This is a genomic window from Stenotrophomonas pictorum JCM 9942 (genome assembly GCF_001431585.1).
In the GTDB taxonomy this organism is placed as follows: Bacteria; Pseudomonadota; Gammaproteobacteria; order Xanthomonadales; family Xanthomonadaceae; genus Stenotrophomonas; species Stenotrophomonas pictorum.
In genome coordinates this window covers 1-26,769 of sequence record NZ_LLXS01000013.1, presented here as the reverse complement: position 1 = coordinate 26,769, position 26,769 = coordinate 1, and the positions used below count along the sequence as shown (strand labels likewise).

The 26,769-nt window shown below is 67.1% G+C and carries 18 protein-coding genes and 1 tRNA gene; 13 read left to right on the top strand and 6 right to left on the bottom strand.

Annotation, left to right across the window (positions count from 1 at the left end; genetic code table 11):
* Positions 1–3 precede the first annotated feature (3 nt).
* From ybgF to ARC78_RS05535, 6 genes are all read left to right on the top strand, one after another.
* Complete coding sequence (gene ybgF, locus ARC78_RS05560) at positions 4–813, top strand: tol-pal system protein YbgF (protein ID WP_054657598.1); 810 nt, start codon at positions 4–6, stop codon at positions 811–813.
* Positions 814–849: 36 nt separating this feature from the next.
* Entirely contained in the window at positions 850–1,539 is a 690-nt protein-coding gene (gene queE, locus ARC78_RS05555) for a 7-carboxy-7-deazaguanine synthase QueE (RefSeq protein ID WP_054657600.1), read from the top strand.
* Between the two features lie 117 nt (positions 1,540–1,656).
* Positions 1,657–2,322: a 7-cyano-7-deazaguanine synthase QueC gene (gene queC / locus ARC78_RS05550; RefSeq protein WP_057505890.1), complete on the top strand. Its 666-nt coding sequence runs from the start codon at positions 1,657–1,659 to the stop codon at positions 2,320–2,322.
* A 64-nt stretch (positions 2,323–2,386) separates the two neighbouring features.
* Positions 2,387–2,462: transfer RNA gene (locus ARC78_RS05545), tRNA-Lys, on the top strand.
* A 136-nt stretch (positions 2,463–2,598) separates the two neighbouring features.
* Positions 2,599–3,150, top strand: a complete 552-nt coding sequence (locus ARC78_RS05540) for an ECF-type sigma factor (RefSeq protein WP_054657602.1) — start codon at positions 2,599–2,601, stop codon at positions 3,148–3,150.
* Positions 3,151–3,178: 28 nt separating this feature from the next.
* Positions 3,179–5,938 (top strand): serine/threonine-protein kinase, encoded by a 2,760-nt coding sequence (locus ARC78_RS05535; protein ID WP_054657605.1) that lies wholly within the window; start codon positions 3,179–3,181, stop codon positions 5,936–5,938.
* Between the two features lie 28 nt (positions 5,939–5,966).
* On the opposite strand, the gene recQ is transcribed toward ARC78_RS05535, so the two are convergent.
* Both recQ and ARC78_RS05525 read right to left on the bottom strand, forming a co-directional pair.
* Positions 5,967–7,769, bottom strand: coding sequence for a DNA helicase RecQ (recQ, locus tag ARC78_RS05530; RefSeq protein ID WP_057505889.1), 1,803 nt, complete (start codon positions 7,767–7,769; stop codon positions 5,967–5,969).
* 303 nt (positions 7,770–8,072) lie between these two features.
* Positions 8,073–8,621, bottom strand: coding sequence for a Dps family protein (locus ARC78_RS05525; protein ID WP_054660271.1), 549 nt, complete (start codon positions 8,619–8,621; stop codon positions 8,073–8,075).
* A gap of 88 nt (positions 8,622–8,709) precedes the next feature.
* Between ARC78_RS05525 and hrpA the strand changes: the two genes are divergently transcribed.
* Positions 8,710–12,822, top strand: coding sequence for an ATP-dependent RNA helicase HrpA (gene hrpA, locus ARC78_RS05520; RefSeq protein ID WP_057505888.1), 4,113 nt, complete (start codon positions 8,710–8,712; stop codon positions 12,820–12,822).
* A gap of 19 nt (positions 12,823–12,841) precedes the next feature.
* On the opposite strand, the gene ARC78_RS05515 is transcribed toward hrpA, so the two are convergent.
* Positions 12,842–13,375, bottom strand: a complete 534-nt coding sequence (locus ARC78_RS05515) for a DUF4124 domain-containing protein (protein ID WP_241772681.1) — start codon at positions 13,373–13,375, stop codon at positions 12,842–12,844.
* 102 nt (positions 13,376–13,477) lie between these two features.
* A complete protein-coding gene (locus ARC78_RS05510; protein WP_054659794.1) occupies positions 13,478–13,993 on the bottom strand; it encodes a hypothetical protein in 516 nt (171 codons plus the stop codon).
* Positions 13,994–14,047: 54 nt separating this feature from the next.
* On the opposite strand from ARC78_RS05510, the gene ARC78_RS05505 reads away from it, so the two are divergent.
* Positions 14,048–16,213: a RelA/SpoT family protein gene (locus ARC78_RS05505; protein ID WP_338062225.1), complete on the top strand. Its 2,166-nt coding sequence runs from the start codon at positions 14,048–14,050 to the stop codon at positions 16,211–16,213.
* A 181-nt stretch (positions 16,214–16,394) separates the two neighbouring features.
* Entirely contained in the window at positions 16,395–17,798 is a 1,404-nt protein-coding gene (locus ARC78_RS05500; RefSeq protein ID WP_096144909.1) for a tetratricopeptide repeat protein, read from the top strand.
* A 27-nt stretch (positions 17,799–17,825) separates the two neighbouring features.
* Here the strand turns inward: ARC78_RS05500 and ARC78_RS05495 are convergent, their stop codons facing one another.
* On the bottom strand, positions 17,826–19,925 hold the full coding sequence (locus ARC78_RS05495) for a glycosyltransferase (protein ID WP_054659643.1): 2,100 nt from the start codon (positions 19,923–19,925) through the stop codon (positions 17,826–17,828).
* A gap of 96 nt (positions 19,926–20,021) precedes the next feature.
* Here ARC78_RS05495 and mrcB point away from each other — a divergent pair, with 96 nt between their 5' ends.
* Genes mrcB through tsaB form a run of 4 tightly spaced genes read left to right on the top strand, consistent with a single transcriptional unit; the run spans position 20,022 to position 25,793 of the window.
* A complete protein-coding gene (gene mrcB, locus ARC78_RS05490) occupies positions 20,022–22,433 on the top strand; it encodes a penicillin-binding protein 1B (RefSeq protein ID WP_057505886.1) in 2,412 nt (803 codons plus the stop codon).
* Positions 22,434–22,450: 17 nt separating this feature from the next.
* On the top strand, positions 22,451–22,972 hold the full coding sequence (locus ARC78_RS05485) for a hypothetical protein (RefSeq protein WP_057505907.1): 522 nt from the start codon (positions 22,451–22,453) through the stop codon (positions 22,970–22,972).
* A gap of 54 nt (positions 22,973–23,026) precedes the next feature.
* The gene (gene yoaA, locus ARC78_RS05480; protein WP_057505885.1) at positions 23,027–25,072 is read left to right on the top strand and encodes a DNA repair helicase YoaA; all 2,046 of its coding nucleotides are present in this window, start codon (positions 23,027–23,029) and stop codon (positions 25,070–25,072) included.
* A gap of 10 nt (positions 25,073–25,082) precedes the next feature.
* Positions 25,083–25,793: a tRNA (adenosine(37)-N6)-threonylcarbamoyltransferase complex dimerization subunit type 1 TsaB gene (gene tsaB / locus ARC78_RS05475; protein ID WP_057505884.1), complete on the top strand. Its 711-nt coding sequence runs from the start codon at positions 25,083–25,085 to the stop codon at positions 25,791–25,793.
* Between the two features lie 105 nt (positions 25,794–25,898).
* Here tsaB and ARC78_RS05470 read toward each other — a convergent pair whose 3' ends face one another.
* Positions 25,899–26,732 (bottom strand): energy transducer TonB, encoded by an 834-nt coding sequence (locus ARC78_RS05470; protein ID WP_054660928.1) that lies wholly within the window; start codon positions 26,730–26,732, stop codon positions 25,899–25,901.
* Between the last annotated feature and the right edge of the window lie 37 nt (positions 26,733–26,769).

Sequence of the window (26,769 nt, the reverse complement as noted above, 5' to 3'; positions counted from 1 at the left end):
TCGATGCGTATCGGCATCACACTGATGCTCGCGGTCGCGGCAGCCGTTTCGGCTGCCGCACCCGCGTATGCACAGCGGCAGAGTCTGGCCGATCGCGTTGGCGTGCTCGAGCAGCAGGTCAACAACAGCCAGGCCAATACCGACATGCTCAACCAGCTGCAGCAGTTGCGTACCGAGCTGCAGTCGCTGCAAGGCACGATCGAACAGCTCCAGCATGAAAATGAACAGCTGAAGCAGCGCAATCGCGATCAGTATCTGGACCTGGATAGTCGTCTCAACCGTCTTGAGGGCGGTGTTGGCGCTCCGGCAGCTCCAGCCACTGGCGCAGTGACGCCCGCCGCTGCGGCCGCAAAGCCGACAGCGGCTGCTGCGGAACGTCCGCCCACGGTGCGTGGTGACGCCGGTGCGCTGGCCTCGGTCGGTGACGAGCGCGCCGCCTACAACGTCGCGTTCGATGCGTTGAAAGCAGGCAACTATGCCGATTCGGCGCAGCTGTTCCAGAGCTTCCTCGAGCTGTATCCCAATGCCGCCTACACGCCCAATGCGTTGTACTGGCTCGGCGAAAGTTATTACGCCACCCGCAATTTCAAGATGGCCGAGACGCAGTTCAGTGATCTCGTCGCCCGCTATCCCACCCATGACAAGGCCGCTGGCGGTTTGCTGAAGCTTGGCCTGTCGCAGCTGGGGGAGGGCGATGCCGCGTTGGCGCAGCAGACCCTGGAGCAGGTGGTATCCCGTTTTCCCGGCAGTGATGCGGCCCGTACCGCCCAGGATCGACTGCAGTCGATCCGGCTTGGCCGGCAGCTGCGTTGAGGTGATGCCGCACCCGTCGGTGCGGCTGATGTGACTATGAATTCTCCCAGTGCCGCTGTCCCCAGCGAGATCGTGCAGTCGCCATTGCCGCGACTGAAGATCACCGAAATTTTCCTGTCCCTGCAGGGCGAGGCCGATAGCGTCGGCTGGCCAACGGTGTTCGTGCGCCTGACCGGCTGCCCACTGCGTTGCCAGTACTGCGATACCGAATATGCGTTCCATGGCGGCACTTGGTGGGACATCGACGCGATTGTCGACGAGGTGCTCCGGCAGGGCGTGCGGCATGTCTGCGTGACCGGGGGAGAGCCGTTGGCGCAGAAGCGCTGCGTGATCCTGCTGCAGAAGTTGTGCGATGCAGGTCTGGAGGTCTCGCTGGAGACTTCCGGCGCCTTGGACATTGCCGAGGTGGATCCGCGCGTGTCGCGCGTGGTCGACCTGAAAACCCCGGATTCGGCGGAAATGGCGCGCAACCGGCTTGAGAACATTCCGTTGTTGACGGCGCGCGATCAGCTCAAGTTCGTGATCTGCAGTCGCGCCGACTACGACTGGGCCAAGTCGATGCTGGTCGAGCATGACCTGCCCGGGCGTTGCATGGTCCTGTTTTCGCCCAGCAAGTCGCAGGTCAGCGCCCGTGAGCTGGCCGATTGGATCGTCGCTGACCGCTTGCCGGTGCGGTTCCAGATGCAGCTGCACAAATTGCTGTGGAATGACGCCCCCGGCCGCTGAGCCGCGTACGCGCAAGCGGATGCGGGATTTCATCCGCGCTTTGATTGTTGATCCGATATTTCAAAAATCCGGCGCGGGACAGCGTGCTGGCATTCCCTCCCCAACCGGACGATCCCCATGAAGAAGGCTGTTGTGCTTCTCTCGGGCGGCATGGATTCTGCCGCCGTCATCGCCATTGCCCAGGAGCAGGGCTATCAGGTCTACGCGCTGAGCGTGCGTTATGGCCAGCGCCACACCTCCGAGCTGGATGCCGCGGCACGTGTCGCGGCGGCCCTGGGCGTGGCTGGGCACAAGGTGGTCGACGTGGATCTGCGCAGCATCGGCGGCTCGGCGTTGACCGATGATATCGCTGTGCCCGAAGCCGGCGGCGCCGGTATCCCCGTCACCTACGTGCCGGCCCGCAACACCATCATGCTGTCGCTGGCGCTCGGCTGGGCCGAGGTGCTGGGCGCCAATGATATTTTCTGCGGCGTGAATGCGGTGGACTACTCCGGTTATCCGGATTGCCGACCCGAATTCATTGCCGCCTTCCAAGCGCTTGCCAATCTGGCGACCAAGGCGGGTGTGGAGGGCGCGGGTATCCGCGTCCATGCACCGTTGCAGCACCTGAGCAAGGCGCAGATCGCCAGCGAAGGACAGCGCCTTGGCGTCGACTTCGGCCTCACCGTGTCGTGCTACCAGGCCGATACGGAGGGCAGGGCGTGTGGCCATTGCGATGCCTGCCGGCTTCGCGCCGACGGCTTCGCTGCAGCGGGCCTGGCGGACCCGACGCATTACGTCTGACTTCCTGTTTTCGGTATTTCTGCGGTAGAATGCGCACCCGGCAAACGGCGCATGCTGTTTGTTTGGGCCGTTAGCTCAGTTGGTAGAGCAGAAGACTTTTAATCTTTTGGTCGATGGTTCGAATCCATCACGGCCCACCAGTTTTCAAAAAGGCCCCGGAGCGATCCGGGGCCTTTTTTGTGGCCTCTGCGAGCCGGCCGGCCAGGCACAGGCGGTTGGCAGTATCAGATGTGCGCTCTACCATCAGGGCATCACATCTGTGTACCGGGACGTTCGTTGAGCAACCAGATCACGCAATTGCTGCACCGGTGGCAGCAGGGAGACCTGCAGGCGCGTGAGCACCTGTTCGATGCGCTGTATGCCGATTTGATGCTTGTCGCCCGCAATCGGCTGGCCAACCATACTGCAGGAACGTTGCAGCCGGCGGCGCTGGTCAACGAGTCCCTGCTGCGCTTGCTGGGGACGCAGGCCGACTACCATGATCGTACCCATTTCATCGCGGTGGCGGCGCTGAAAATGCGCTCGGTACTGGTGGATCACCTGCGCGCGCGGTCGGCGGAAAAGCGTGGCGGCAATGCCGAGCAACTCACCCTGTCCCATGCCGAAGGAGCCGCGGATGACAATGGCATCGGCTACGAGGTGCTGGCGCTGCATCAGGCGTTGAACCAGCTTTCCGAGCTGGAGCCGCGTGCGGCGAGCACCATCGAGCTGACCTATTTCGGTGGCATGAGCCGGGATGAGATCGCCATGGTGTTGGGCATTTCCGCACCGACGGTGGATCGTGATCTGCGGTTTGCCCGGGCATGGTTGAATCGCCAGTTGCTGTGAGGCGTCTGGCAAAGGGGGGGGGCTGCCGATGAATGCTCAGCGTTGGCGGGAGGTGCGCGACCTGTTCGAGGCGGTCTGCGATCTTCCGCGGGACCAGTGGCGGGCGACGCTGATGCAACGCTGTGACGATGCCGGCATTGTCGAAGAGGTGTTCCAGTTACTGCGGGCGCAGACCGTGGGTTTGAGCCGGGTTGCCAGCAGGCTGGATACGGCACTTGCACAAGCCCTCGCGCCGGAGTTCGGTGTGGGCGAGCGTCTGGGGCCGTGGCGGCTGACCGAGCGGATTGCCAAAGGTGGCATGGGCACCGTGTTCAAGGCAGAGCGGGCGGACGGGGTCTACCAGCGTACCGTTGCGATCAAGCTGCTTCATGGCTTGCCGGGGACCATCGAGGTGGAACGGCTGGCGGCAGAGCGACAGGTGCTCGCCGATCTGCAGTTGCCCCAGGTGGCGCGGCTTTACGACGGTGGTACGACGCCCGATGGCCATCCCTATCTGGTCATGGAGTACATCGACGGTCTGCCGCTGGATCGCTACTGCGAGATGCACAAGCTGGATCTTCCCCAGCGCTTGCGGCTGTTCCTGGATATCTGTTCCGTGGTGCAGTCGGCGCATGAGCGGTTGGTTCTGCACTGTGATCTCAAGCCCAGCAATGTCCTTGTGGCACCCGGAGGACAGCCGGTTCTGCTGGATTTCGGTCTGGCCCGGGTGCTCAATGATGCGCGCGCGAAAGAGGACTCCGGCTACTGCACGCCGAGCTATGCCAGCCCCGAGTTGATGCGCGGCGCGCATGTGGGAGCGGCCAGCGATGTCTACAGTCTCGGGGTGATGCTGCTGGAGCTGGTCGCGGCACGTACCTGTGTGCGTGAGCCGCAGGACATCGATGTGCCGATGATTCTGCCCAGCGATCATGCGCCCGAAACGTTGCGCTGGCGGCGGCAGCTGAGGGGGGACCTGGACGCGATCGTCAGGCGCGCCTGTGCAGGCATGGTCGCGCAACGGTACCGTTCGGTGGAGGCGCTTAGCGCCGATATCCGCCGGTATCTGGAGTGGCGTCCGGTGGCGGCGCGGCAAGGCGGCCGCCTGTACGAGTTGAAGCGTGGAGCGCGGCGCAACTGGCGGGCAATCGCTCTGGGCTCGGCGGCGCTGGTGGTGATGGGGGCGTTCGTCACCGGCCTGGTCCGCACCCGCCAGCAGGCGCAAGAGGATGCGGCCATTGCAAAGCAGTTGACGGATTTCATGGTAGGCGTGTTCGAAACCGCGGATCCATTCCTGCGCACCGAGCGCGGCGAGGAGGAGCTGACCTCCAGGCAGCTGCTTGATCGCGCGGCGTTGCAGGTGTCACGCGATCTGGACGGCGTGCCTGCCCAGCAGGCGCGGATGCGCGCCGTGCTCGGTATTGCCTATCAGAACTCCGGCGTCTCCTCCCAGGCCGAGCGCCTGTTGCGGCAGGCGTATGAGGGCTTTTTGCGCGAGGATGTGGATCGTCCGGTGGATGCGGCATCAGCGCTGGCGAGTCTTTCCATCCACAAGACACGCCAGGGCAACGGGATCGAAGGGCTGGCGCTGGCCGATCGTGGCTTGGCGTTGCTTGCCCGACACAATGCGCCTGAAGTCGTGGCACAGCTGTACGCCGCCAAGGCCTTGGCGCATACCAATCAGCAACAGTTCGACAAGGCCGAGGCGCTGTTCGACCAGGCCCGGCAGCTGTATGAAACACTTCCGAACGCGCATGCCGAGGTGCTGCTGCCTGAATTGACCTACAACAAGGGCATCATGTACCTGCGTCATGGCCGCCAGGCGGCGGCTGAAGTGGCGTTCCGCCAGGTCCTGGCCGGGCGGCATGGCCGCCGTACCAGCCTGACATTGGCCACGGAAATGCGACTGGCGCAGATCCTCCGGGAGCAGGGCAGATTCGATCAGGCGCTTCCATTGCTGCAATCGGGAATGCATCGCGCCACAGAGCTGTATGGAGACCAAAGCAGCTTCGTACTGATGCAGCATGACGCGCTGGCCGATCTGTACCGGGACGCGGGCAACTACGCCGCCGCCGAGGTGCAGTACAAGCTGCGGCAGCGCCTGAGTGCGGTGCTGGATGGCGCCGATTCGGTCGAGTATTCGATGGGCCTGTTCAACTACGCCCTCCTGCACGATCTGCGTGGCGATGTGGTGCAGGCCGAGCGGCTCTACCGGCAGGCATGGACACTGCGCAGCCAGAAGCTGGGGAGCCAGTCGCCCACCACCCTGCGTGCGCAGAGTGGCCTGGGGCAGTTTCTGATGCGCAGCGGGCGTAGCGAAGAGGCGGGCAAGCTGCTGCTGCATGCCGATGCCGGTCTGGCGGCGACGCTGCCGGTGGACGCGCCCGGGCGGGTGCAGGCCCGGTTGGATCTGATCCGCTGGCACATTCTCCAGAACGAGCTTGCGACCGCGCAGGCCTTGCTGGACGAGTTGCCGGCACGGATGCCTTCCGGCTTCGAGCTGCCGCTGTTGAAGGTACGCGCCGATCTGGCCGAGCACCGTGGCGAAGGTGCAGCGGCGCTAGCATTGCGGCGTACCGCGCTGGAGTACGCCCGGTCGCTGTATGGCGATGACAAACCGGAGACCGCGCAGTGCCGGATGGCATTGGCGGAGGTCCTGCTGCGGTTGGGGCATCGGCATCTGGCGCTGCAGGAGTTGCAGCAGGCGTTGCCGGTGTTCAGACGGCTGTTGCTGGATACGGCACCGTACCGGCGCAAGGGGGAAGGGCTGATGCTGCTTGCACAGCGCGGCCAGGCGCCACGCGAGGAGTGAGCTGCGGCGCAGGAACTGCGCTGCCGCTTCAGCCCTGCTCGCGCACGATTTCAACCAGTCGCTCGCCATAACGGGCCAGCTTGCTGCCGCCGATGCCGCCGACCCGTGCCAGTTCGGCGACGCTGGTGGGCCGCTGCTCGGCGATGTTGCGCAGAGTGCTGTCATGGAAGATCACAAACGCCGGCACGTTCTGCTCCTTGGCCAGTTCCGCGCGCAGTCCACGCAGGGCCTGGAACAGCGCCAGATCCTGTGACTGGACCGGTACGCCGCTGCGGGCGGCGCCGCGGTCGCGGTCGCGGCTGGCCGGACGCTCGCGCCGCATCATCATCTGCCGGCGGCCCTTGAGCACATCGCGGCTGGCGTCGGTCAGGCGCAGGCCACCGTGTGATTCCGGATCGACCTCCAGCAGGCTTGCGGCCACCAGCTGCCGGAATACACCGCGCCAGCTGCGGGTATCGAGGTCGCTGCCGATGCCGAAAGTGCTCAGCTGGTCGTGACCGAGCTGGCGGATACGTTCGTTGTCACTGCCGCGCAGGATGTCGATCAGGTGGCCTACCCCAAAGCGCTGGCCGCTGCGGTACACGCAACTGAGCGCCTTCTGCGCCGGTACAGTCGCATCCCACGCCGCCTGGGGGCTCAGACAGTTGTCGCAGTTGCCGCAAGGCCGGGGATAGGTTTCGCCAAAACCGGCCAGCAGCACCTGGCGCCGGCATTGCATGGATTCGCAATAGCCCAGCAGATGGTCGAGCTTGGAGCGCTCCAGCGCCTTGCGCTCCTCGCCGGCCTCGGACTGCTCGATCATCTGCTTGAGCAGCACTACATCGCCCAGGCCGTAGCACAGCCATGCTTCGGCGGGCTCGCCATCACGGCCGGCGCGTCCGGTTTCCTGGTAATACCCCTCCATCGACTTGGGCAGGTCGGTATGCGCGACGAAGCGCACGTCCGGTTTGTCGATGCCCATGCCGAAGGCGATGGTGGCGCACATCACGATGCCGTCTTCGCGCAGGAAACGGCGCTGGTTGTCGGCGCGGATGTCGGCGGGCATGCCGGCATGATAGGGCAGCGCCTGCAGGCCCTCGTTGCACAGGAACTGCGCGGTTTCCTCGACCTTGCGGCGCGACATGCAATAGACAATGCCGGCCTCGTCGCGATGTGCGCGCAGGAAATCCAGCAGCTGGCGCTTGGCATTGTCCTTCTGCACCACGGTGTAACGGATATTGGGCCGGTCGAACGAGCTGACGAAGTGCCTGGCCGTGGTCAGATCCAGCCGCTCGGCGATCTCACGCTGGGTCGGCGGGTCGGCGGTGGCGGTCAGCGCGATGCGCGGTATCTGCGGCCAGCGCTCATGCAGCACGGTCAGCTGCCGGTATTCAGGCCGGAAGTCGTGTCCCCACTGCGAGACGCAATGGGCCTCGTCAATGGCGAACAGGGCAATCCGGGCCCGACTCAGCAGTGACAGGAAACGCCCGGTCAGCAGCCGCTCCGGTGCCACATACAGCAACTGCAACTGGCCTTCCAGCAGCTCGCGTTCCACCCGCGCGGCGGTTTCGGCATCCAGCGTGGAGTTCAGGAATTCCGCGTGCACGCCTGCCTGGCGCAGTGCTTCCACCTGGTCCTGCATCAGCGCGATCAACGGCGAGATGACGATGCCACAACCCTCGCGCAGCAGTGCCGGGATCTGGTAGCACAGCGACTTACCGCCGCCGGTGGGCATCAGCACCAGCGCGTCATGGCCGCTGGCGACGTGTTCGACGATGGCCTGCTGGTCGCCGCGGAAACTGTCGTAACCGAAAACGCTGGAAAGCAGTTCTTGCGCGGGACTCTGGGGCATCGGCGTAGTTTACCTGCTGCCGGATGCCGGCCGGGCGCCGTGTCAACGCAAAGCTCAGGTTCGCGCGTCTCTACAGGGCAGGGCGCGTTGGGTGCGGCGCCACGCGTGGCATCCGGTACGGCACCGTGGGAGCCCCGTTGTGTGTGGCCGCCCGGAGTCCGGCGGGATGTCGGGCGTTGTGCAGCGCAGCCCGCCTGTGTCACGGCGGGGGGCGAACGCGGGAAGCCGGGGGCTTGATCAATCGCGGGCCAAGGCTCCATGAATGGAACCTTGGATACCGCAGGGCGGCGCAGCCCGAAGCCCTTACTGCAGCAGCGAGCGCAGCATCCAGGCGTATTTTTCATGGGTCTGCAGGCGCTGGGTCAGCAGGTCCTCACTGGGCGCATCGTCGGTTTTTCCTGCCTGTTCCAGCACCTTGCGCGCGGTGCGGCATACCGCCTCGTTGCCGGCCACCAGCTGCTGCACCATCTCGCGCCAGTCGGCGCTGTCCGTCAGGCCCGGCTCTTCGGGAATCGAGGTCAGTGCCACGAATTCGCGGTACGAACCGGGCGCATTGAAGCCCAGCGCGCGGATGCGCTCGGCGATCTCGTCCAGCGCCGTCCACTGTTCGGTGTACTGGGTTTCAAACATGGTGTGCAGCGAGTTGAACATCGACCCGGTGACGTTCCAGTGGAAGTTGTGGGTCTTCAGGTACAGCGTGTAGGCATCGGCAAGGAAGCGGGAAAGGCCGTCGGCCACCTTCTTGCGATCGCTGTCGTTGATCCCGATATCGATATGCGGGGCCGACGGTGCGGCGGCGGCCAGCTTCTTCTTGCCGGCTTCTGGCTTGCTGCTGTTCTTGGCTTTGGCCATGACGCATTTCTCCTTGGCGGGTTGAATGGCTTCACAATAGCGCCCTTGGAACCATACCTGTAATTCACGTTTTCACATTGAACGATCGATGAGCGCTATCCAGAAAGACATTGCCGTGCGCCTGCGCGATGCCCGCAAGGCGATTGACGGGGCGATGAGCCGCGACCGCGGGCGCTTGCTGGGGTTGTGGTCGCGGTGGCAGGGCAAGCCGGGCGATGCCGGCGCCGAACAGGCGTTCACGCAGCTGCTTGAGCGCTCATCGGCGCAGCGCCAACAGCGCGCTGCCACGCACATCGCCATCACCATGGACGACGCGCTGCCCATAGCGCGTGAAGCCGAGCAGATATCCGCGCTGATCCGCGCGCATCAGGTGGTGGTCATCGCTGGCGAAACCGGCTCGGGCAAGACCACCCAGCTGCCCAAGCTGTGCCTGGCGGCGGGCCGCGGTGAGGCCGGCATGATCGGCTGCACCCAGCCGCGCCGCATCGCCGCGCGGGCGGTTGCCGCGCGCGTGGCCGAGGAACTGGGTACCGAGCTGGGCTCGGTGGTTGGCTACCAGGTGCGCTTCACCGACAAGGTGGGCGAAGACAGCCGCATCAAGTTCATGACCGACGGTATTTTGCTGGCCGAGATCGCCTCGGATCGCTGGCTGTCGCGCTATGACACGCTGATCATCGACGAGGCGCACGAGCGCAGCCTCAATATCGATTTCCTGCTGGGCTATCTGAAGCAGTTGCTGCGCAAACGCCCGGACCTGAAACTGATTGTCACCTCGGCCACGATCGACACCGAGCGCTTCTCGCGGCATTTCGACGATGCGCCGGTGGTCAGCGTGGAAGGGCGTACCTATCCGGTGGAGGTGCGTTACCGGCCGCTGGAGGGCGGCGCGCGCGAAGATGACGCCGCTGACGGCGACAGTGACGGCGAGCGCAGCGTCAACCAGGCCATTGTCGCGGCCATCGACGAGATCACCCGCGCCGATCCGCGCGGCGACGTGCTGGTGTTCCTGCCCGGCGAGCGCGAGATCCGCGATGCGCACCAGGCGCTGGAACGGCGCAAGTACCGCGAAACCGAGGTGCTGCCGCTGTATGCGCGGCTCTCGGCCAAGGACCAGGACCGGGTGTTCAATCCCGGTCCGAAACGGCGGCTGGTGCTGACCACCAATGTCGCCGAAACCTCGCTGACGGTGCCGCGCATCCGCTATGTGGTCGATCCGGGCTACGCCCGCATCAAACGCTACAGCCCGCGGCAGAAGCTGGACCGGCTGCATATCGAGCCGGTTTCGCAGGCCAGTGCCAACCAGCGCAAGGGCCGCTGCGGGCGTGTTTCTGAAGGTGTCTGCTACCGGCTGTATGCCGAGGCCGACTTCCAGGCGCGCCCGGAGTTCACCGATCCGGAAATCCGCCGCTCGTCGCTGGCCGGGGTGATTCTGCGGATGCTGCAGCTGGGGCTGGGGCAGATCGAGGAGTTCCCGTTCCTGGAGGCACCGGACGAGCGCGCGGTGGCCGATGGCTGGCAGCAGCTGGCCGAACTGGGCGCGGTCGATGGCGAGCGCAAGCTCACCGCGATCGGCCGGCAGATGGCCCGCCTGCCGGTCGACGTGAAACTGGCGCGGATGCTGGTGGCCGCGCAGAAGAGCGGGTGCCTGCGGGAGATGCTGGTGATCGCCTCGTTCCTGGGCATCCAGGACCCGCGCGAGCGGCCACCCGAGGCGCGCGAAGCGGCCGACAACGCGCATGCGCTGTTTGCCGATACGCGCTCGGAGTTCCTCGGCATCCTGCGCTTGTGGAATGCCTATCGCGACGCGCACGAAGAGCTCACCCAGTCCAAGCTGCGTGACTGGTGCGGGCGCCACTTCCTGGGCTTCCTGCGCATGCGCGAATGGCGCGAGCTGCATCGGCAGTTGCGCCTGCTGTGTGATGAACTGGGCTGGGACAGCAGTCAGGGCGAGGAATTTGGCAAGGCACTGTTGTCGGCACCGCCGGCGCTGCCGGCCGGAGGCGATGCCGAAGCCAAGCGCAAGGCCACCCGTGGCGAGCAGCACAAGGCCGCACGCCTCGCACGCGAAGGCAAGACGGAGCCGCCGCGTGCCGCAGTGAAAAACAACCCGGCCGGCCCCGCTGCCCAGCCGCAGACCGCGATGACCACGGTTCCGGACAAAGCCCGTATCGCCGCCTATCAGACGCTGCATCGGGCCATCCTCGCCGGCCTGCCGACGCAGGTGGGCCATCGCACCGAGAAGGGCGATTTCCAGGCGCCGCGTCAGCGCCGCTTCCATCTTTTCCCCGGCTCGGCGCTGGCCAAGCGGCCGCCGCCGTGGGTGCTCAGTGCCACGCTGCTCGATACCCAACGCATCTGGGGCATGACCAACGCTGCGATCGAGCCGGACTGGGTGATCGCCGAGTTGCCGCACCTGCTCGCCCGCAAGCATTTCGACCCGCACTGGTCGCGCGCGCAGGGGCAGGTTCTGGCCTCCGAACAGATCAGTCTGTTCGGGCTGGTACTGGCGCCGAAGAAGCCGGTGCACTACGGCCGCATCCATCCCGGTGAAGCGCACGACATCTTCGTGCGGCAGGCGCTGGTGACCGGCGAGATCAACACCCGGGCCGGCTTCGTGGCCGACAACCTGAAGGTGCTGGAGCAGGCGCGCGAAGAAGAAGCCAAGTTGCGCCGCGCCGGCATCGTCGCCGATGAGGACTGGCAGGCACGCTGGTATCTGGACCGCATTCCTTCGGAGATCTATTCGGTCGCACTGCTCGACAGCTGGTGGAAAGCGCTGGCACCGGACAAGCGCCGAAGCCTGCAGTGGTCGCTGACCGATCTGCTGCCGGGCGAGGGTAGCGAGCAGGACCGCTATCCGAAATATTTCCCACTGGGCGATGCACGCCTGGCGATGCACTACCGGTTCGAGCCCGGCAGCGAGGATGATGGCGTCACCCTGGATGTACCGCTGCACCTGCTCAATGCGCTGGACCCGGCACGGCTGTCCTGGCTGGCCCCGGGCTTCGTCGCCGAAAAGGCCGCGGCGTTGATCCGCAGCCTGCCCAAGGCGATGCGCCGCAATTATGTGCCGGCACCGGATTTCGGTCGTGCCTTCTTCGAGGCGTGGCCGCAGCCGTCGCCCGACGATATCCGCGGCGAGCTGGCGCGGTTCCTGTCCAAGGCCACCGGCGCCAAGGTGGCGGCCACCGATTTCGATCTCGACGCACTGGAGCCGCATCTGCGTATGAATCTGCGCGTGTGTGACGAGCGCGGCAAGCTGCTGGGCATGTCGCGTGATCTGGAGGCGCTGCGTGCACGTCTGGGCGAACGTGCCGGCACCGCGTTCGCCGCCCGTGCCGGCAAGGCCCTGGCGGCCGAAGGCCTGCGCGAGTTCCCGGCCACCCCCATTCCCGAGCAGGTGCCCGGTGAAGCCGGAGTGCCGGCGTATCCGGCACTGGTCGACACCGGTGAATGCGCGGCGCTGCGCATCTTCGCCGACCGCAACGAGGCCCGTCTTGCCCACCCGCATGGGGTACGCCGGCTGCTGGAAATCGCCCTGGCCGACAAGGTCAAACAGGCCCGCAAGCAGTTGCCGGTAGCGCCCAAGACGGGCTTGTTGTACGCGGCTATCGAGTCACAGGAACGACTGCGCGGCGATCTGGTCGATGCGGCGATGAACGCGGTGCTGGCGGACGGGCTGGGCGATATCCGCTCGCCGGAAGCCTTCGAGCTGCGCCGCGCCGATGCGGCCAAACGCCTGTTCGGCGAGGCGATGGAGCGGCTCAAGTTGGCCGAATCCATCCTCGGGCTGGTCGGTGAGTTGAAGCCGCAACTGGAAGCGCCGCTGATGGGCTGGGCGCGCGGAAATCTCGACGATATGGAACGGCAGCTGGCCGGGCTGATCCACGCCGGCTTCCTGCGGCAGACCCCGGCCGATGCGCTGGCCCAGTTCCCGCGCTATCTCAAGGCGATGATCCTGCGCGCCGAGCGCGCCAAGCGCGATCCGCCGCGCGACCAGGCGCGGATGCTGGAACTGAAGCCCTTCGTCGATGCGCTGGAAGATGCGCGCACCCAGGGTTTGGCGGAACGGCCGGAATGGGCCGCGCTGCGCTGGGATATCGAAGAGTTGCGGGTATCGCTGTTCGCCCAGGAGCTGGGTTTCCGTTCCGGCGTCTCCGCCAAAAAGCTGGCCCAGCGCGTGAGTGCGCTGCGCCGCTGAGCCGCCGCCTGCGCGCGGGTCAGCGCACAGGTGGCGGCGCCGGCCGGTGCCGTTCCGCGCAGCGGCGGCGGGCATCGTTCATCTGTGTATGCGCGTTGCCGTGCTCGCGGGTGATCGCCTGACGCAGGGTGCCCATGCGCGTGCGCAAGGCCTGTGTACGCTGCGGGTCGGTGGTGGCGGTCAACTGGTCGTTCAACGTGGACAGCTGTTGCTGCAGCACGCTCACGCGGTCGTTGGAAGGTCCATAGATCGACGCGGTGACGTTGGCGATGCAGCTGCGCTCAGCGGCGCGTGCGGCTTCCTGCTCGGTGGCCGACGTGGTGGAGGCGGGTGTGGCGGGCTGTACTTCGCCCGTTGCGGCGGCTTCCGTTGTCGGAGCCGGGCCCGACGGCGCTGCGGGCGGCTCATCGCGCAGCTTCATCGGTTGCGCCCTGGCATCGCAGGGAGACTCCGAATAGGCCGTTTCCCCGGATTTCCCTTTGCACTTGTAGACCTGCGCCGCAGCGCTGGCCGGAAGCAGGAGTAACAACAATGTCAGCACGATCACGGGCATGGTGGTCAACGGCGTCTTGAGAGCGGCAGGTGCCGAGGGGAAGAGTGGGGGGGCGGAGCGGGACGCCCACTCGGCGCGTCCGTGATCGCGGCAGCAGGTGGACTACCTGGTGCGACGGACCTTGGCGCGGGTGTTCAGGCCATCGACCTGCAGGTACCAGACATTCATCAGTCCGGGGGTGATGCGCACCGTGGGTGCCTGCTTGCGGATGCCGCCGGCACTGGTGTCATCGGTCTGTTCCCAGACCTGGCCGTTGTCCAGGGTGTATTGGCGGCCTTTGCCGAAGCCCCGGAACTCGCCTTCGAGCTGCGCCTGGATCGGCTCGTTCGAGCCGAAGGCCAGAAAGCCGCGGTTTTTCACGATCACTTCCTGGCGGCCCTCTTCGCGGGCGCTTTCCAAGGCCGAGGCGGCGGCCTGTTCAACCTTGCCCTGCAACCAGTTGTTCAACGCGTTGAGCTCGTCCGCGCTGAGCTTGTCCAGGCCAGCGGCCCTGAACTCGGCGGCGGACATCTGCTGCTGCAGGTCACCTTGGACCAGGCGCTGGGCGTGGGCGGAAAACAGCGGGACCAGCGACAGCGCGGTCACGGCAAACAGAACGGACAGGCGGGGCAGCTTCATGGACGATTGTTCCCGGAGAGGGTTGGGCGCTAGTGTAGGGGGAACTGCCCGTAATTGACTGCTGTGAACCGTTCCTCCTCCCTTGGCCTGGATGCGCTGCTGCAGCGCCCCTCCACCAGTGCGCTGGCCGCGCCCCTGCGACAGGCGCTGCTGGAACTCTGGCAGCAGCCCGATATCCCCACCGAGCCCCGCCTGCCATGGCCGGTACTGGGCGACACCCTGGATGCGCTGGCACTGCTCTCGGCCGATGAGGCGGTGATCATCGCTGCGCTGCTGTTCGATCTGCCGGGCCTGCGCGCGCAACTGGCGGCGTTGCCGCTGGGAGCCTCGGCGGCGGCAGTCAACGGCCTGCTGGAAGGACAGGATGCCGCCGACCAGGTCTGGGCGCTGCACGCCGGTCGCGATGCCGGACGCAACAGCGAGGGCCTGCGCCGGCTGCTGCTGTCGATCATCCACGACCTGCGCGTGGTGCCGATCCTGCTGTCGCGGCAGCTGGCGTGCATGCGCGCGGCCGACAAATTGCCCGATGCGCAACGGCGTGCGCTGGCGCAGCTGACTCGAGACATCCACGCGCCACTGGCCAACCGCCTGGGTATCTGGCAGCTGAAGTGGGAGCTGGAGGACCTGGCGTTCCGTTTCCTCGATCCGGAAACCTATCGGCATATCGCGCGCGAGGTGGATGAAACCCGCATCGCGCGCGAGCGCTACGTCGAGACGGTCAAGAAGAAGCTGTCGGCGGCACTGGCCGAGCAGGGCATCGCCGCCGAAGTCAGCGGGCGGCCGAAACACATCTACAGCATCTGGCGGAAGATGCAGAAAAAGCAGCTGGCCTTCGAGCAGCTGTACGACCTGCGTGCGGTACGGGTGATGGTCGACGATGTGGGCGCCTGCTATGCCACCCTGGGCGTGGTGCACGCGTTGTGGACGCCGATTCCCAGCGAGTTCGACGACTACATCGCCCGGCCCAAGGCCAACGACTACCGCTCGCTGCACACCGCGGTGATCGGCCCGGAAGGGCGCACCATCGAGGTGCAGATCCGTACCCACGAGATGCATGCGCAGGCCGAGCTGGGCGTGGCCGCGCACTGGAAGTACAAGGAAGGCGGCAAGGGCGCGGAGAAGGCATTCGACCGCAAGATCACCTGGATGCGGCAGCTGCTGGAGCAGGCGCAGGATGCGGCCCATCCGGAGGATCTGGCCGGCGCGCTGGATGCGGAGCTGATCGAGGACCGGGTGTACGCGCTGAGCCCCAAGGGCGAGGTGATGGATCTGCCGGCCGGAGCGACGCCGCTTGATTTCGCCTACCACGTGCACACCATGGTCGGACACCGCTGCCGCGGCGCCAAGGTCAACGGCCGCATCGTGCCGTTGACCTATCGGCTGCGCAGCGGCGACCGGGTGGAGATCCTGACCGGCAAGGAGGCCGATCCGCGCCGCGACTGGCTGCTGGCGTCCAATGGCTATCTGGCCAGCAACCGCTCGCGCGAGAAGGTGCGTGGCTGGTTCCACAAGCTCGATCGGGCCCGCAACGTGCAGGCCGGCCGCGAACTGCTGGACAAGGAACTCAAACGCCTTGGCCTGCAGCAGGCGGATCTGATGGTGGCGGCGAAGAAGTTCCATGCCGACAGCGTGGAGGATCTTTACATCCAGGTGGCGCTGGGTGACACCGGCCCCAGCCAGGTCAGTCGGGCGTTGCTGGAGGCCGAGCGGGCGGCATCGCAGCCGGCGGTGCCGGTCATGCCGCGCCCGACCGCACGCCGCGACAGCCTTGGCAAATCCGACTTCACCGTACAGGGCGTGGGCAACCTGCTGGTGCAGCTGGCGCGGTGCTGCCAGCCGGTGGCCGGCGAGCCGATTGCCGGCTATCTCACCCAGAGCCGCGGTGTCACTGTGCATCGTATGGATTGCGCGGCGTTGGCACGCTTGAGTGGCGCGCATCCGGAGCGGGTGTTGCCGGTGGAGTGGGGTCGCGCCGGTTCCGGTTATGAGGTTGATGTGCTGGTACGGGCGGCCGATCGCCGCTGGCTGCTCAAAGACATCACCAACCTGATCGCGCAGGAAGATGCCTACGTGCTCAACATCAACAGCGACAACGTGCGCGACAGTGGCCGGATACAGCTGCGCCTGCGACTGAAGGTCAGTGATTACGGCCAGTTGTCCACCCTGCTCGGCAAGCTCGATGCGTTGCCGGGAGTGAGCGAGGCGCGCCGACTGGGTTGAAGCAAGCTCAAGCCGGTAAGCTGATCGGATGGGAAACAGTTGGCAACGCTGCAGGGAGTGGTCGGGAACCGTTGGCGACCGGTTGCGGCTGTACGTGCGCTGGTGGGTGGCCCGTGGCTGGAGCAGCCCGCGTGCTTGGCGTTCGATCACGGTGGGCGTGGCGGTACTGGCGCTGCTGCTGATGCTCGTGCGGCAACCGTTGGCCGACTGGCTGTGGCCGGAAACGAAAATCCAGCAGTTGCTCGATGAAGGTGAACGCGCGCTGGCCGAAGGCCGTCTGAGCGCGCCTGATGGCAGCGGCGCACGTGAACGCTTCCAGGCCGCCGCCGCCTTGGATCCGGACCGTCGCGATGTCCAGGACGCGCTGGGGCGCACCGGACAGGCGGCATTGCAGCAGGCCCGGCATCACCTCGCCGCAGGCGACTATGACGCAGCCCGATCGGCACTGGCGCTGGCGCGGCAACTGCAGTTGCCGGAGAGGGAGATCGAAACAATCGCCACCGCGTTGCAGCGTGTGAAGCACGATGGCGGCGGCGTGGAGCGGTTGTTGCAGCAGGCGCAGGCCGCGCAAGCGCAGGGGCGGCTGGATGAGGGCCCGGACAGTGCCTTGCCGCTGTATCAACAGGTGTTGGCAATCCAGCCTGACCGGATGCAGGCGCTGGAAGGACGCGAGGATGCGCTTTCGGATCTGCTGCTGCAGGCCAAGTATCTGGCCCGCCAAGGCAAGGTGGAGGATGCCGCGCAGCGGTTGTACCGGGTGGAGGAATTCGATCCGGGGCACTACGACCTGCCCTCGGCGCGTGCGGTGCTCAGCGGTGCCCTGGAGCAGGCCCGGCGCAAAGCCGAACGCGATTTCGCGCGCGGGCGTCTACAGGCGGCGGCCGCAGGCTTGCGGCAGGTGCTGGCGGCCTCGCCGGCCGATGAGGCCGCGCGGCAGGGGCTGCATCGCATCGCGCGTGCGCAGGCGGCTGAAGCGGTGCGTCTGGCTGGCGACTTCCATTTCGACGATGCCGAGCAGGCGCTGGTACACGCGCGTGCATTGGCGCCGGGGATTGTCGAGATCGCCGCGGCCGAACAGACCCTGGCGCGCGCCAGGGCCGCGCAGCGATCAATGGACTCCTCCGTGCCTGCCGCCCGGCGCGAGCGTCAGTTGCGCGTCCTGCTGGCGCAACTGGAGCAGGCCGAGGCGCAGGGACAGTGGTTGCTGCCACCGGGCAACAGCGCCTACGACCGGTTCAAGGCCGCCCAGGCGCTGGCCCCGCGCGATCCGCGGGTGCGGCAGGCGGCGGCACGCATTCTTCCGGCGGCGCGCGCGTGTCTGGAAGACAACCTGCGCGGCAACCGGCTGCGCGCGGCCCGCACCTGCCTGGACGCCTGGCAGGCACTGGCGCCGGGCGACGTGGGACTGGCCGCGGCACGCCGGCGGTTGGCGCAGCGCTGGATCGCGGTGGGCAGCGAGCGGCTCGGGGCCGGGGATGCGGCCTTCGCGGTGCAGGCATTGGCGCAGGCCCGCGAGGTCGATCCGGCAACGCCGGAGATCAACGCATTCGCCGAACGCCTGCGCGGCGTGCAGCCACTGCGTTGAACGGTGCCGGTGGAGTCCGGAGACCGCTCAGGCCAGGAAGACGCGCTCGACCGTGACGCGCGCGGCATCCAGCGAAAAATGCTGCGCGATATTGCGCAGGCTGTTGTTGGACAGCTGCTGCCATAGCGCCTGGTCGCCATACAGGCGCACCACTGCGGCGGCAAACTCGCGCGCACCATCGGCCACCAGTACATCTTCGCCGTCACGCAGATACATGCCCTCCACCGCGCAGGTCGTGGCCACCACCGGCTGGCCATGGGCCATGCTCAGGTTGATCTTGCCCTTCACGCCGGCGCCGAAGCGCAGCGGCGCCACCGAGATCCTGCCGCCGCTCATGTACGGCGCCACATCCGGCACATAGCCATGCACGTGCACTCCCGGACAGGTGGCGGCCAGCGCATGGATCTGCGCCGGGACATCGGCACCGATGCAGTGGAAATCCACCTCGGGCAAGTGTTCGCGGATCAGCGGGAATACCTCGCCGATAAACCACTGCATCGCATCCAGATTCGGTGGATGGCGGAAGCCGCCGACGAAGACCAGATCGCGGCGCTGGCTCCAGTCCAGGCCATGGCCAGCGACCTCATGCAGGTTGGACAGCAGTTCGACCTTGACCTGGGGCGCATCGGTGGCGAGCTGTTTTCTCTCCGCATCGCTGACCAGCAAGGTCACGTCGGTGGCCGCCATCACCGCCAGTTCGCTGGCGCGGGTGCGTTCGGCACTGCGCACCAGGCGCAGATCCCGCGCCAGTTCGGCGCCACGCCGCTCGCGCAGGTAATGCAAGTCCACCGTGTCGAACACCGTGCGCGCCTGTGGCGCGAAGCGCTTCACCAGTGGCAGGCACTCGTGGGCGAGGTGGTAGCGCACCAGCATCACCACCGCGAAGCGCTCTCCATGGCGCTGCAGCCAGCTGCCTACGCCTTTCAGAAACGGTGCATGCCAGACTTCCACACCCAAGGCCTGCAACGCCTCGGTGGCCTTGCCGCCATGCTCGCCCCGGGTTGGAACAAAGACCACGTGTGCACCGCCGGCCAGCAGCATACGGATCAGGTTGAACTGGCGCAGCGAGGCCGAGTCGCGGTCGGGCTGCGGTACCGATTCGTCCAGGATCAGGATCTGCCGCTGCCCGCGGTGCAGCAGGGCCGGCGAAGGAACGCTTCCGACCGGCAGCTGCCCGCGCAGGGCGTCGCGCCACTTGTCCGCGAACACCTTCTGGTTGCGCACCTGGTAGGCCTTTACGCCGCTGCCGGTATCGGTACCGTTGCTGGTGCCTTCGTCATGCACGACACGGCTGGCCGGCTGCACCAGGACGCGGTAGCCGGCCGCGCGGACCTGGAAGGCCAGGTCGGTATCTTCGTAATAGGCCGGCGCGTAGCGGGTATCCAGGCCACCCAGTTGCTCGAACAGCGCGCGCGGCAATGCCAGCGCCGCACCCGAGCAGTAGTCGGCATCGCGCAGGCTGATGTAGCGGGGGTCTTCGGCCGATTCGAAGCGGCCATAGCTCCAGCAGCTGCCGTCATCGAAGACCACGCCGCCGGATTCCTGCAACCGTCCATCCGGATACAGCAGCTGGGCGCCGACCAGACCGGCCTCGGGCACGGTCTGGAACGTGGTCATCAGTGCATCCAGCCAGCCGGGTTGCGGCACCGTATCGTTGTTCAGCAGCACCACGTACTGCCCGCGGCTCAGCCGCAGGCCATCGTTGCAGGCCGCGATGAACCCTCCGTTCTGAGCGCGCACGTGATACCGCAGGCCTTCGATCTGCGGCATCCAGTCAGCGGTTTCATCGCTGCTGCCATCGTCGATCACCAGGATCTCGCAGGGGGTTGCCGGCGGATGGGCGGCCAGCGCGCGCAGGCAGGCCAGGGTGTGCCGGCAGTGGTTGTAGACCGGAATGACGATGCTGGCGACGGGCTGGTCGCTGGCAGGGACGGTGAACGGTGCAAATGGGACTGTGGCGGGGGCGAACAGCGGTTCCCGGCGTGGCACGGGTTGACGACGGGTATGCACCCCGACCCGGTGCAGTGTGGCCTTCCAGCCACGGGTACGCAGGCTGGCCAGACCGCGGCGGATCAGGCCGATGACGCGATTGATGTGGTAGCGCGCATCGGCCAGGGACATCGACATTCCGTTGGAACTCCAGCTTAAGCAGGGAAGGGTGTATCGCCGCGCCGCAGGACATGGCTGCGTTAGACTCGCCTCAACCTACATTCTCGCATTCCTGTGCCACGACGCTACGATTCCGACATGCTGGACGACGATACCGGCGGCAATGGTCCCCTGTGGCGCCAGCGCCTGATCACCTGGGGAATGGCGGCAGTCGCGCTGGGCCTGGGTTTCCTTATTCCCTATACGGCGTATCTGAACACCCAGGTGACGCAGCGCTTCGGCGAGCTGCGCTGGCAGATTCCCACCCGCGTCTACGCGCGACCGCTGGTGCTCAGCCCTGGCCTGGCGATGAATGCCAACACGCTCAAGACCGAGCTGGCCGCGTCCGGCTACCGGGATGACGGCGCGGGCACCAGCCCGGGCACCTACCGGGTGGAGGGCGGCAGTTTCCGCATTTCCAGCCGCGGCTATGTGGATGTGGATGGCCGCGTGGCGCCACGCCAGGTGACGGTGGCGGTATCCGGCGGGCAGGTGGCGTCGCTGCGCGAGGCCGATACGCGCAAGGCGCTGAAGGTGGCGCGGCTGGATCCGGCGCGGATCGCCACGTTGTACGGTCAGAAGCAGGAAGAGCGCCGGCTGGTGCGCCTGGCCGATGCGCCGGAGCTGCTGGTCACTGGCCTGCAGGCGGTGGAAGACCGTGATTTCAACCGCCATCACGGTATCGATATCAGCGGCATCATCCGCGCGGTCTGGGTGATGGTGCGCTCTGGCGGACAGAGCCGGCAGGGGGCCAGTACGCTGACCCAGCAGCTGGCCCGCAGCGGCCTGCTCGGAATCGGCAAGGAGCAGACGCTCACCCGCAAGTTCAACGAGGTGCTGTACGCGCTGATCATGGAGGCGCGCTATGACAAGGCCACGATCCTGGAGGCCTACCTCAACCAGGTTTACCTGGGCCAGCGTGGCAGCCAGGCCATCCATGGTGTGTCCTCCGGTGGCGAGTTCTGGTTCGGCCGCGATCTCGGTTCGCTGACCACCGAGCAGGTGGCGTTGCTGATCGGGCTGGTGAAGGGGCCGTCCTATTACGATCCGCGCCGCAATCCCGAGCGCGCGCTGGACCGCCGCAACTTCGTGCTGGGCAAGCTGCACGAAAGCCAGCTGATCGACGATGCCGAATACCAGCGTGCGCTGAAGGCACCGCTGGGCGTGTCCAAGACCCCGGGCATCGCCGCCGCCAACCGGTTCCCGGCCTACATCGACCTGGTGCGTCGCCAGCTGGGCAACGACTACCCGGAAAGCGTGCTGCAGGGCGCCGGGTTGAACGTGTTCACCGGCATGTCGCCCTCGGCGCAGGCCTATGCCGAAGGTGCCGTGGGCCACACGATCAAGTCGCTGGAAAACAAGCGCCGTCCCGAATTGCAGGCCGGGCTGGTGGTCACCGATGTGCACAACGGTGACGTGCTGGCGGTGGTCGGCAGCCGCGACGTGTCCGAACCGGGTTTCAACCGCGCCATCGAGGCGCATCGTCCGGTCGGCTCCCTGCTAAAACCGTTCGTCTACCTGCTGGCATTGGCGCAGCCGGAGCGTTTTTCGCTGGCCAGCTGGGTGGATGACTCCCCGGTGACGGTGAAGCTCAGCCGCGGCCGCAACTGGACGCCGAACAATTCCGACAACCGCAGCCATGGCACGGTGCGGTTGATCGATGCGCTGGCCCGCTCCTACAACCAGGCCACGGTGCGGATCGGTATGCAGGTCGGGCCGGAGCGGTTGACCCAGCTGATCCACGTGCTGGCCGGGCTCAAGGCCGACTCCAATCCGTCGGTGATCCTTGGCGCGACCGACCAGAGCCCGTATGGCATGGCCCAGCTGTACCAGTTCCTGGCCTCCGGCGGCGAGATCCAGCCGCTGCATGCGGTGCGCGGTGTGGTCGATGCGCAGGGCAAACTGCTCAAACGTTACGACAAGAGCCCGGCGCCCGCCCAGGAAGGCGACTCCATCGCCGCCAACCTGATCAGCGTGGGGCTGCAGCAGGTGGTGTCCAGCGGTACCGCTGCCGGGCTCAATGCCGACGGACTGGGGCGGCTGCATCCGGCGGGCAAGACCGGCACCTCCAACGATGGCCGTGACAGCTGGTATGCCGGTTACACCGGTGACCATCTGGCGGTGATCTGGATGGGCAACGACCAGAACGAGCAGACCGGCCTGTACGGCGCCTCGGGCGCGATGCGGGTGTGGTCGGGCATCTTCCGCAACCTGCCCAGCGCGGCGTTGCGGGTGAGCAACAAGGGGCTGGATTGGCAGTACGTGCAAGCCGAAGGCAGCAACGCTACCGACGAGGGCTGCCCGGGGGCCCGTCGCTTACCGTTCGTGGCCGGATTCGCGCCGCAGTACGTGCCCTGCACCGTGCCGGAAGCGGCGCCTCCGGCCGAAGAGCAGGCGCAAAGCGGTGGTTGGCGCAGCTGGTTCGGGCTCGACCGCAAAGAGCCGGAGCCGGCCTCCACGCCCGCTTCAGAAACGCCTGCGCGATAATGATGACCATGAATGGCATGTCTTTGATCCGCTCTGTACTGGTTGTTTCGGCGACCTCCCTGCTGCTCAGCGCCTGTGTGAGCGCGCCCTCGGCGCCGCCGGTGCCGCTCGACACCACCACGCCGGCGCAGCGGTTGGCGGCGGTGGAGGCCGCGGCCGGCGTCGATGACACCGAGCTGTCGGTGCAGCCGCTGCGTGATCCGCAGGTCGATGACCTGCGCGAGGCGGCCATCGCCCAGCGCAAGGCCGGTGATCTGGCCGCTGCGGCCGAGACCTTGAACCAGGCGCTGCTGCATGTGGACAACGATCCGGGCATCCTCCAGGAGCGCGCTGAAGTGGCGCTGCTGCAGGGCGACTGGGTGCGCGCCGAGACCCTGGCCAAGAAGGCGGTGGACCTGGGCTCGCGTACCGGCCCGCTGTGCCGTCGGCACTGGGCCACGATCGAACAGGCCCGTCTGGCCCGCGCCGAAAAGGAAAACGCGGTGTCCGCGCATGCGCAGATTGAAGGCTGCACGGTGCCGGGGATCAAACGCTACTGATCCGGCTGCCGATTCCGGCCGCGCCGGGGTCGGCTGACGGTTGGCGTGCCCACCATGTCCGATCTGGTCCACCGCAGTTGCCAAGCGCTTGATGAGGGCGGCGATCTGGCGCGCCAGATCGACGCGTTCGTGCCGCGCCCGGCGCAGCTGCGCCTGACCGGCGCCATCGCCGACGCATTCGAGCAGCGCGATGTGCTGCTGGCCGAGGCCGGCACCGGTACCGGCAAGACCTTCGCCTATCTGGTGCCCGCGCTGCTGTCCGGGCTGAAGACGATCATCTCCACCGGTACCCGCGCGCTGCAGGACCAGCTCTATCACCGCGACCTGCCGCGGGTGCGGGCGGCGCTGGGGGTGGGCCATCGCGCGGCGCTGCTGAAGGGGCGGGCCAACTATCTGTGCCGCTACCGGCTCGACCAGGCGCGCGGCGAGCCGCGTTTCAGCAGCCCCGAGCAGGTGGCGCAGTTCCAGCGGGTACTGGCCTGGTCCGGGCGCACCCAGTACGGCGACATGGCCGAGCTGGACGGGCTGGCCGACGATTCGCCGCTGCTGCCGATGGTCACCTCCACCGTCGACAACTGCCTGGGGACGGACTGCCCGTTCTGGACCGACTGTTTCGTCGTGCGCGCGCGGCAGCGGGCGCAGGAGGCCGACCTGGTGGTGGTCAACCACCACCTGCTCCTGGCCGATCTGGCGCTCAAGCAGGAGGGCTTCGGCGAAATCCTGCCCGGCGCGCAGGCGTTCGTGATCGACGAGGCCCACCAGCTGCCGGAACTGGCGGCCAATTTCTTCGGCGAAGGATTCGGCATGCGACCGTGGCAGGAGCTGGCGCGCGACTGCCTGGCCGAATGCCGCAGCGTGGCCGGTGCGCAGGCCACCCTGCAGCAGCCGGCGGCGACGCTGGAGCTGGCCTTGCGTGAGCTGCGCAGTGCCATGGAGGACCTGCCACCGCGCGGTACCCGCTGGCGGGCGCTGGCCCAGCCCGAGGTCGCCGAGGGCTTCGATGCGCTGGCCGCGGCGCTGGCGCAGCTGCGCGATGCGCTGGCGCTGGTGCGCGAGGCCTCGCCGGGTCTGGATGCCTGTCACGCGCGTGCGCAGGAGGGGGTCTCACGGCTGGCGCGCTGGCTGGGCGAGGACCTGCCACTGTTCGATTTCGAAGCCGATCCTGCCGAGGATGCGCAGGCGCCGGCCGATGACAACGACGTGCTCTGGTACGAGCTGACCCCGCGCGGCTTCCGCTGCCAGCGCACGCCGATGGATGTGTCCGGACCGCTGCGCGAGCACCGCCAGCGCTCGCTGGCGGCGTGGGTGTTCACTTCGGCCACGCTGACCGTGGATGGCGGGTTCGCCCATCTGGCCAGCCGGCTGGGGCTGGAGGATCCGGACTCGCTGGTCCAGCCCAGCCCGTTCGACTGGCAACAGCAGGCGCTGTGCTATCTGCCAAAGCAGCTGCCGGATCCAGCGGCGCGTGGCTATGGCGCGGCGTTGATCGCAACGCTGCGGCCAGTGCTGGAGGCCTCGCAAGGGCGGGCGTTCCTGCTGTTTTCCTCGCACCGCGCGCTGCGCGAGGCAGCCGAGGCGCTGCGTGGCGGGCCGTGGCCGCTGTTCGTGCAGGGCGAGGCGCCGCGCGCCAGCCTGCTGCAGCGTTTCCGTGAGTCGGGCAACGGTGTGCTGCTGGGCTCGGCCAGTTTCCGCGAGGGCGTGGATGTGACCGGCGATGCGCTGAGCGTGGTGGTGATCGACAAGCTGCCCTTTGCCGCGCCCGATGATCCGGTGTTCGAGGCGCGGCTGGACGCGATCCGCCGCAGCGGCGGCAATCCGTTCCGCGATGAGCAGTTGCCCCAGGCGGTGATCGCGCTCAAGCAGGGCGTGGGGCGGCTGATCCGCAGCGAGACCGATCGTGGGGTGCTGGTGCTGTGCGACCCGCGGCTGCTGTCACGCGGCTACGGCCGGGTGTTCCTCGATTCGCTGCCGCCGTTCCGCCGCACCCGCGAGCTGGCCGATGTGCAGGCGTTCTTTGCGCGACAATGGGCGCCGGACACGCCGCCCGGGCCATCCGTCGATGACGACGGGACCGCTGCGCCCCCGTTCTCCCTTTCCTGATGTTGATGCCATGAAGCTGCTCGCCTTTGAAACCGCCACCGAAGCCTGTTCCGTCGCCCTGCATGTGGATGGACGGGTACTGGAGCGGTTTGAAGTGGCGCCGCGCCGGCACGCCGAGTTGAGCCTGCCGTGGGCCGAACAGCTGCTGGCCGAAGCCGGTCTTGTCCGCAGCCAGCTCGACGGCATTGCGCTCAGCCGCGGCCCGGGCGCGTTCACCGGGGTGCGGCTGGCGATCGCCATCGCCCAGGGCATCGCCCTGGCGCTGGACCGTCCGCTGCTGCCGGTGTCGACCCTGCAGACGCTGGCGTTGCGCGCACCGCACACCGCGCCGCGGGTGCTGGCCTGCATCGACGCGCGCATGGGCGAGCTCTACAGCGCCAGCTACCTGCGTGATGCGGCCGGCGACCTGGTGTTGCAGGAACACGAGCGGCTGCTGGCACCGGACGCGGTGGATGTGCCCGGTGAGGCGTCGGACTGGGCCGGTGTCGGCAGCGGATTCGCCGCCGGTGAGGGCGTGCTGGCCAGCCGCCTGCAGTCGCGGCTGGCTTTGGTGGATGCGCAGGCGCTGCCGCGCGCGGCCGATGTGCTGCAGATCGCGGTACCGATGATGGCCCGCGGCGAAGGCATCGCTCCGGAGCTGGTGCAGCCGGCCTATCTGCGCGACAACGTCGCGCTGACCCTGATCGAGCAGCAGGCGCTGCGGGCCTCCAGGCAGAGCTGAGTCACGCTGCGAGGTGGATGTCCTGCGCCCGCGCACGTGTCGTAATGGGTCTGTTGATCCTCCGGCGCTGGCCTGCCAGCGGTGGATCTGGCCGGGCCGGTTGTTTCAGCGATCGTCGTGCAGCTCGCCGCCGGGCAGGAACACCCAGGTGCGGGTGACCTGCAGGATGTCGATGTTGTCGTCGGTTTTCGGCAATGCCGGGAAGGGTTTGGCCAGCTCGATCACCCGCAGCGCGGCGGCATCGAGCAGCGGCACGCCACTGCTGCGCAGGATGCGGCTGCTTTCCACGCTGCCATCGCGGCGCACCCCGACGGTGATCACCACCTGTCCACCGAGCCGGCGCTGGCGGGCTTCATCGGGATAGTTCAGGTTGCCCACCCGCTCGGCGCGATCCACCCACGCCCGCAGGTAATTGGCATAGGCGTACTCGCGGGTGCTGGCCGAGACGAATTTGCGGTTCGGGCGTTTGGCGTACTGCTCCGAGCGCAGGTGCACCTCGGCCGCCAGTCGGGCCATTTCCGCATCGCGCTGCTCGCGTGCGCTCATCGGCGCATTGCTGTCCGGGCGATCGGGCAGTGGCTGCGGCTGCACCTCGGCAACGCGGTCCTTTCCCTGCTCGCTGGTGATCACCCGGGCCTGCGGCGGCGGTGGGGTGGCCGCGCTTTGCGCCTGCAGCGGTACCGGCGCCAGGCCGTTCTGGGCCTGCGGTACGATACCGGCCTGCGCATCGCGCGGGCGTTGTGCGGTGTCGTGATCGCCGCCGCCCTGCTGGTTGGCCTGGGCCAGGAAGTCGGCCTGTTTGGGCGTCAATGGCGTGCTGGTCTGGCTGAAGATGACATCCAGTGTCGGCACCAGCGGCGCGTTGTCGCTGACGGCAAAGCCCACGCCGAGAAGCAGCAGGCCGTGCACCAGCGCCGACAGCACCAGGGTGGCGGTCAGGCGCTGGTGCTCGGCCTGCTGCTTCTCGGCGTGGGCT